Origin of the sequence: Tenacibaculum agarivorans (assembly GCF_001936575.1) — a bacterium.
Taxonomy (GTDB): Bacteria; Bacteroidota; Bacteroidia; order Flavobacteriales; family Flavobacteriaceae; genus Polaribacter; species Polaribacter agarivorans.
The window spans coordinates 1-1,729 of record NZ_MSMP01000089.1; the positions used below are offsets into that span (position 1 = coordinate 1).

The 1,729-nt window shown below is 38.8% G+C and carries 1 protein-coding gene; it reads right to left on the bottom strand.

The annotated features are described in order from the left end of the window. Positions 1-1,729, bottom strand: a 1,729-nt coding sequence (locus BVC87_RS22945) for a SprB repeat-containing protein (protein ID WP_200799233.1), incomplete at both ends; no start/stop codon positions are given.

The window sequence follows — 1,729 nt, forward strand, 5'->3', positions numbered from 1 at the left end:
GTCTACCGCCGTCATCTCAATAATACCTTCTGAACTACCATCACAATTTGCATTGTCGATAGCTACAGCACTAAAGTCCGGAACGATAACTGGATCTATTGTGATAGTACGAGTACGTGAACAGCCTGGCGCTGGTAATACATCTATATCATAAACATTAACCGTATACGTATCTGCTGAACTAACTGAGAAACTAACTGTAGTTCCTCCTGTACCAGTACGAGAAACTATAGTTCCTGAACCACTATCTAAAACCTCATACTCATAATTACCAGATCCTGAACTGATAGAAAGCTCAATAGTAGCATCTGGACTTGCTGTACAATCTAATAACTTAGTGATACTTAAACTAAACTCTAAGTTTGGTTCTAATGTAATAGTTGGACTTGGACTTGTACCTGGACAACTATTGCTGTCGCTTACCTGAACTGTATAGCTACCAGCTGGTAAATTCGTAAATACATTAGTCGTTTGGTTACGAATCTCTGTACCACCGCTATCTAATAAAATATAAGTATAACTTCCACTTCCGCCTAATGCCGTAACCGTAATACTTCCACCTCCTGTTAAATCACAAGCATTATCATCTTTATCTAACGTAAAGGTAACCGCTGCTGGCTCTGTTAAAGTAACTGTATCACTATCGATACAGCCATTGGCATCTTGAACATTAACAGTATAGGTACCATCGGCTAAACCACTAAATACATTATTAGTACCATAAGAAACTAAAACTGTAGTACCAGAAGCATCTGCTAATTCATAAGTATAACTTCCCCAACCATCTACTGCAGTAACAGTAATACGTCCATCACTATTTCCATTACATGATGGATTTACATCAACTGTGCTAAAGTCTAAAGCTGCTGTTGGTGATTCAATAGTAACCTCGCTAGAAACAACTGGACAGAATGGACTATCGGTCATCGTGACACTTACATAATAAGTACCTGCTCCTAAAGTGTTAACTGTAATTGGACGAGCTCCTGCTGCTGCTGCAACTGTGGTTGGTCCTGAAACGGCAAAGTCATCTCCAGTACCTACAGTACCATTGGTATTAAACACTTGATAATTATAATCCCCTGCATAAGGACTGCTAGTAGCAAAGTCAAACGTTAATGATCCATTGGTGTCTCCAAAACAAACAACATTACTGTCTCTTGAAATATCTAAAGCAAAGCTTGGAACTACATCAACCTGATGAGGAACCGTCACAATACAACCTGTTATAGAGTTCTCTATAGTAATACTATAAATATCGGTAGCTAAACCTGTAAAATCACTCGTTACTGTAGTACCTGCACTTGGACCACTTACTGTATTGGTTGTTGATACTGAACTACCCGTTATAGTAAAGATTAAATCTTCCCCTAAAACTAATGCACTTGTTAAATCAACTGAAACTCTAATCTCTTCGCCTCCTGCTGGTAAAGCTCTACAGTCTATAGCTTTAGTAACTGTTATCGGTGTAGCACTTAAACTTAAGGCATTAAACGCTGGAATTACTGCGTTAGTAGTCGCGGAACAACCTTGATCATCATAAACCGTAACCGATACATTACCGCCTAAAACATTGCTCGTGGTAAAACTAAAACTTGTACCATCTTGAGTAATATCATCGCCTGTAGCAGCTGTACCATTATCATAAACAAATTCTACACGTACATAGGTACCGCTTCCCCCACTAACATTAGTTGGATCTACCGTAACAACTGCTGAATCTGTAATG